This window comes from bacterium, assembly GCA_035703895.1.
Lineage (GTDB): Bacteria > Sysuimicrobiota > Sysuimicrobiia > Sysuimicrobiales > Segetimicrobiaceae > Segetimicrobium.
Genome location: DASSXJ010000010.1, coordinates 1 through 6012 on the forward strand (window position 1 = coordinate 1; position 6012 = coordinate 6012).

The following is a 6012-nucleotide window of genomic DNA, read 5'->3' on the forward strand; positions in this document are numbered from 1 at the left end:
ATAAATGCCGTCGCACAACCTGCCATGCCATTTCCGAATGGAGAACGAGAGGGTACCAGGGTCGTGAATATTGCGCTTGCCGGTGTCAGCCCTCGCCTCCGCATCGCCACGAAGGTCCTCACGAATGCTGGCTTGGACGTCGTCGTTATCCGCATTCAGCGCTCGCGCATGCCCGCGATGGTACACCTTGAGGACCGCACCGAGTTTTGGATTCGTAGAGATCGTCAACGCGGTCGCATGTCTCAACCTGAGATCGTCGCGATGGCGAATGCGGGACAGGAAGAGACCCGCAATCGCGAAGGGTTCCTGGAACGACGCATCGAGCACAATAAATCGGGCGGGGGTGTCGTCACCGGAGTGCCAGTGGGTGTCTTACTTGCCGCAACTCCCCAGACCTTAAGCGATGACGCGATTTCCATTGAGAACAGAGATATCCAAGGGATCATGCGCCAGCCGAGTCCCATTCGTGACACCATCATCGAGGGCGTCACCCCTGTGCCCTCGCTGGACGGATTAGAGGGGCGGCTGCAGACCAATCCCAACTACCGGTTTGAAATTCATCGGAACGGTCACATGGAAGTTTACCTCGCCCACGCAGCCGAGATCGCGGCGACCACCAAGAAGCCATTCTTCGATCATGGCCCAGGTGGGAAAAGGATAGAGGGAGTCCACACTGTATTGGACGGGGCGATTCTTGTTCGAAGCATCGTGGAGTTTGTGCGCCGCGCTCGCAGCCTTCATGACGCGGCCTTGATATTCGAACCGTTCATCCTTACGCTGGTTCTCTACAATTCATCGCTCAGCGCGTTGCCCGCAGGAGCCGTTGCTACGGAAGAGGGTTCAATCATTCGGAATCTGGGCACCGTTCGACACGAAAGTCATTTGATAATAGGAGTGCCTGGATTCCCCGACGAGACCCCTGGACGCCCCGCCAAGCTGCTGTGCGACCGTCTCTGGCAAGCCTACGGGAAATGGAAATGTACCGCCCTGGACGACAATGGGAATCTCACCTGACAAACGGTCCACACGGATCGTGGAAGTAGCTGGAACGGTTTCCATTAGCAAGACGATCAAGTGGGTCAAGGGAGAGTTCATCCAGGGCGCTACGAAGACCAGCTCGTCTCGCCGGACCATAACCCTCCCGCTCGATATCATAGATGAACTGCTGGCCGCCAAGAAGCACGAGTTGGTCTTCCCTCGGGAGGACGGCGGCTATCTTCACCTGGGTACTCTTCGGAAGGACTTCAATAAGGTGATCCGCAAGGCGGGAATCCCGAGGATTCGTCTTCACGATCTCAGGCATCTCAACGCGACGATGCTGATCGGCAGCGGCACGAACCTCAAGGTGGTCTCTTCCCGACTCGGGCACTCGAACGTCAGTATCACCGCCAAGGTCTACGCCCACGTCACCCCGCAAATGGACCGAGACGCCACAAACCTCCTCGCCGACCGCCTCGGGCTTCGCTAGAACAATTCTTTGGAATTGGACACTGGCGGTCGGGATCACGAGTGTACAAATGTGGGAGTCTTCGTTAAAGTAAACGATAGCACTGCTGCCCAATGGAAAGGAGGTGAGCGAGTTTGCAACCCGTCTTCTTCATCGCCTCCAAGAAAGGAGAACGTTTCGCACGCATGCCTCTGCGTGAGGCGATCCTTGTGCTCTGGGCTCAGCTGAAGCGGCTCCTACGCATTGGAGCTGGCACCGAACGAAGATCTTAACTGCCGTTGTCCTTGTCCGGTCCGCGAAGGGGTGTCTGACTGGTGACAGGAGACCCGGTCAGGGCGTATGTCGTGGGCTTCCTACGGGGGACGAGAACCCACTGGTTATAGCCCCCTTTCCTTCCTTCCCGGTATTTGTTTTTATTTGTCTCGGCCCCTATCCTCGCCTATACTACCCCCATGAAACCCAATGAAATCAGCTCCTCTCGCGAAGGCCCCGTCGAGTGGATCACCTTTGACTGCTACGGCACGTTGATCGATTGGGAGAGCGGCGTCTCAGACGCACTCTCGCCGTTCCTTCCACCGCCGGTGGATCGCGCCGGGCTCGCCGCGCAGTACATCGCAGTCGAGGCTGCGGTGGAGTGTGAGGGCTATCGTCCCTACCGTGACGTCCTGGCGGCCGCGGGCGCACGCCTCGTCGAGTCCCTCGGTCATCCCCTGCCTCCGGGGCGCGAACGGGTGCTGCCGAACTCTCTGGGGTCGTGGCGTCCGTTTCCGGAGGTCCCCGAGGCGCTGCGGGCCCTCCGGCTCGGAGGGTATCGGCTGGCCATCCTCTCGAACGTGGACCGCGATCTCCTGGCGGCATCCATGATCCACCTGGGCATCGAGCCCGATCTGGCCGTCACGGCCGAGGACTGCCAGAGCTACAAGCCGGCGCCGGGCCACTGGAGGCGCTTCCAGGCGCTGAGCGGCGCCGAACCGTCCAGCACCATCCACGTCGCGGCCAGCCTCTTTCATGACATCGGGACCGCGGCCTCACTCGGGTACCGCACCGTGTTCGTCAACCGGCACGACGCCGCTGTCACGGGCGTGGCGCCCACCCGCGTCGTTCGCGACCTCCGCGGCATCCGCACGATCATCGACGAACTGAGCGCTTCTTGACACCTTTTCGGCGCCTCCGGTATGCTAGGAGGGCCGCGGGCGGGTTCCTTGGGCCGAAGTGGCGGAATTGGCAGACGCGCTACGTTCAGGGCGTAGTGGGCGAGAGCCCGTGGGAGTTCGAGTCTCCCCTTCGGCACCATCGCAAGGCTTGCTGATGTCTCACGACCTCCACGGATCGTCCGACCTCGACCTCGCCATCCTCGTGCATCTGCGAGGATATCCCGAGGATCTCCGATTGGCCGCCGCACCGGGGTTCCCCCCTCCCGTCTGGGGTGACGGACGGCATCGGGTATGGCGCCGCGCGGACATCCCGGTCACCCCGCGCGCCGCCGACGACCCACCTCATCGCGCGAGCTGAGTCCTCGTGGCTCGACTCATGCTCTGGATCCGATGTGGGGCGTGTGGCGAAGCATTCGATACCGGCATCCGCATGGACCGGAGAAACTTCGACCGTGCGACCTTCGCGAGCAACTACCATCGCTGCCCCCATTGCCACGTGCGCGGCATGTATCACAAGGAGGAGTACATCCTGAGAGAGGAGGCGCATCTCGAGGGGCTTCAGTAGCGCACACGCGTACGGACCATCGGCTTGCGCCGCCGCGCATGGGGGACGTATAATGAGGTCACCGAGTGACGCCGTCCCGCGCATCATCTACGCATTGACGCAATTCCAAGACTCCGAGAGGGGGAGAGCGCATGGCGAAGTACGAAGCACGGAAGTTTCGATCGTTTGAAATCGAACTGGCCGGCATCAGCAAGAAGGCGATGGAGGAACACTATAAGCTCTACCAGGGGTACGTCGGCAAGGCCAATGAGATCCTCGACCGGCTGGCGAGCGGCGAGGTCGATCTCTCCAAGGCCAACCCAACCTACTCGGAAATCCGCGAGTTGAAAATCGAACTGTCCCGCGCGATCGGCGGCGTGAAGAACCACGAGGTGTACTTCGACCACCTCGGCGGCAAAGGCGGCCAACCCGGCACGAAGCTGCTGGGCATGATCACGAAGGCGTTTGGGTCGTTCGACAAGTGGCAGGCGGACCTCAAGGCCACGGGGATCGCGGCGCGGGGATGGGCGTGGACGGCGTACGACTGGGACACCGGCTCCCTCCTCAACTTCATCGGCGACGAGCAGAATACGTATCCCATCTGGAACGGCACGCCCCTCGTCGCCCTCGACTGCTTTGAGCACGCGTACTGGATGGACTTCGGGACGGGAAAGGCTTCGTATATTGACACCTTCTTCAAACTGCTGGACTGGACGGCGGTGGAAAAACGGGCGGAGCAGTTCGGGATCCTCAAGTAACCGGCGGGGCCTGCCGGACCGTCCGGCGGATGATTCAAGCGCCCGGGCTGATCGCTGCCCGGGCGCTGCCGTTTTGACGGCTAGCCCGCCGATGAGGCGGGCATTAGGTGTGACAGAGGTCCCCGGCGGAGATGATCGAGACCGGGACAAGACGTGGCCCATGTCGATTCCGTTGACGCAAACCTGTCCGCAGTGTGAAGCGGACATGGAGCTTCTGACAACAGACGACGACGGAGAAATCGTCGTGTACGAGTGCCCGGATTGTGGATTTCAGGTGGAAGACCGGGTGGCGGACGACGAATCGGATGACGATCACGAATCGGGCGCCCCGCCGCTCGACGGCGAAGACGAGTTGGAGATGTCCGAGCCCGACGACGCATCGTAACGGACGGTCCCAGCCAGAACCCCTTTGATGGCCTCTTCCCCAGAAGCATATCCCAGCCCGCTCTTATAAGCACATATCGCTTCATCCCGGTGAGCGGCTCCTCCGCATTCCGGGGCCCGCGCTAAAGCGCGTCTCTGCGGCTTCGCCTCACAGCGGCATAAACAAACGCGCGAGCAGAGGGGAACTGCCGTTCGCATCTGCGCAGAGAGAGAAAATCATTCGGATGAGGTGAATATCGCTGGATCTTGTGGGTAAATTTTCTTTATAGGGACCTGACTTGGTGAGGATGAGATTCCCGCGTTCGCAGTCAGATCGTTCGGACGTGCACGAAGCTGAAGCGCAGGAAGGGGTGTCCGATGCGTAAGCCCGTGCCATTGTCCACAATTCTCTTGTTCCTCGCCGTTCAAAGCACCCTCCTCATCGATGTGATGCACACACCCTCGAGCCATGAAGCCGTGGTGAATCCGCATACGACCCCGAAACCGCACGGCGCTCCGCGGACACCTGCAGTAGGCGATACCTACGAGGCCGCAAGGCAGTTGCTCGCCGCGGGCCACCTGCAGGAGGCTCAAGACGAATACTTGAGTATTCTGCTGCTCAAGCCCGACGACTCGAAGGCGATGCAGGGTCTCGTTGGGGTGCGTCGACGGATGACCGGGGACAATCTGCTGACGCTGCGGCGGCAGACCGACGCTTACAGGCGGGCGGTGGCGTCCGGCACTGAAACGAGCGAGCACTACACGCAGGGGAGTATGCGGCTCCTCTATATGGCCAGCCTCGTGGCCGCTGCCCAGATCGAGGCGGAGCGGTCCACACGTACGACCGCGAGTGCGCCGGGGGCACCGCCGGAGCGCCGCATTGGCCGCAATGTCCCGCCATCGATCATTGCAACCTCCCCAGCGCTGCCCAATAACCCCACTCCGAGATCTCCTGCCGCCGGTCGCGTGAACATACCGAGTGCCGTTCCTCAGGTGCCTTCGGCGGGGCGAGTTGTCCCGACCACATCGCCAAGTGGATCCCGGTCCGTCCCATCATCTGTCTCGGTAAGAGCAACATCGCAGGGACATCCACAGTCTCAGGGGGCTCCCGCTGCCACTGAGCTGCCGAACCCAGTAGCGCCTCCGGCTCCCACCACAAGCCCCCTGCCCGTTCCTCCCGTTCCTGCGGCGGTCCTCGCATCGCCATCTCCTGAGAGAAGGGTCGGGACGCTGCGGGTGGTCGATTGTCAACGGCAAGCATTTGGGATCGACGGCTCCGTCGGCGGCCAAGAGTTTTCGGTCACCTCGACCACGGTCATCTATGCTGGAACGGACAAAGTATCTCAGCCCTGCGCCCTACAACGGTTTGTCGGATCACGGCTCCTCGTCTGGGGCACCAAAGTGGGCTCTCGCCACGTTGCCAGCCGGATCTACGTGATCGTGCCATCCGCGCAAATGGCGTTCCCGCTTGATGGCCCAGAAGGGGGCGCGCGGATTTCGCCGTTAATAGATCCTCCAGCAGATCCCCCCGCGTTTGCCGCCCGCAACCCTAGCGGAGACGACCGCAAAATCGGTCGAAGCGAACGCACCGGGATCATCACGACAAAAATCAACAATGCGGCCCTCATCATCTCAAGTGACGGCGTACATCCAATTGTGATCATGCCCGACACACGAATCGTCGGGTTGCGGACCACGTTCGGCGCGGTCACACGTCTAGACTCCGTACGCGCGTCCGGACGGCTC

The 6012-nt window shown here is 61.4% G+C and carries 6 protein-coding genes and 1 tRNA gene; all 7 read left to right on the top strand.

The genetic code is table 11. From position 1 onward, the window contains the following. Nucleotides 1–1014 (top strand): hypothetical protein (locus VFP86_00670; protein ID HET8998137.1); only part of this gene is annotated, 1014 nt, incomplete at its 5' end. Next, nucleotides 998–1468, top strand: coding sequence for a site-specific integrase (locus VFP86_00675; protein HET8998138.1), 471 nt, complete (start codon nt 998–1000; stop codon nt 1466–1468). The genes VFP86_00670 and VFP86_00675, both read left to right, overlap by 17 nt. A 431-nt stretch (nt 1469–1899) precedes the next feature. Then, nucleotides 1900–2601, top strand: coding sequence for an HAD family hydrolase (locus VFP86_00680; GenBank protein ID HET8998139.1), 702 nt, complete (start codon nt 1900–1902; stop codon nt 2599–2601). A gap of 52 nt (nt 2602–2653) precedes the next feature. Beyond that, nucleotides 2654–2740: transfer RNA gene (locus VFP86_00685), tRNA-Leu, on the top strand. A gap of 15 nt (nt 2741–2755) precedes the next feature. Continuing rightward, on the top strand, nt 2756–2959 hold the full coding sequence (locus tag VFP86_00690; protein HET8998140.1) for a hypothetical protein: 204 nt from the start codon (nt 2756–2758) through the stop codon (nt 2957–2959). Between the two features lie 338 nt (nt 2960–3297). Further along, nucleotides 3298–3903: a Fe-Mn family superoxide dismutase gene (locus tag VFP86_00695; protein ID HET8998141.1), complete on the top strand. Its 606-nt coding sequence runs from the start codon at nt 3298–3300 to the stop codon at nt 3901–3903. A 160-nt stretch (nt 3904–4063) separates the two neighbouring features. Then, entirely contained in the window at nt 4064–4288 is a 225-nt protein-coding gene (locus tag VFP86_00700; protein HET8998142.1) for a hypothetical protein, read from the top strand. Nucleotides 4289–6012: the final 1724 nt, after the last annotated feature.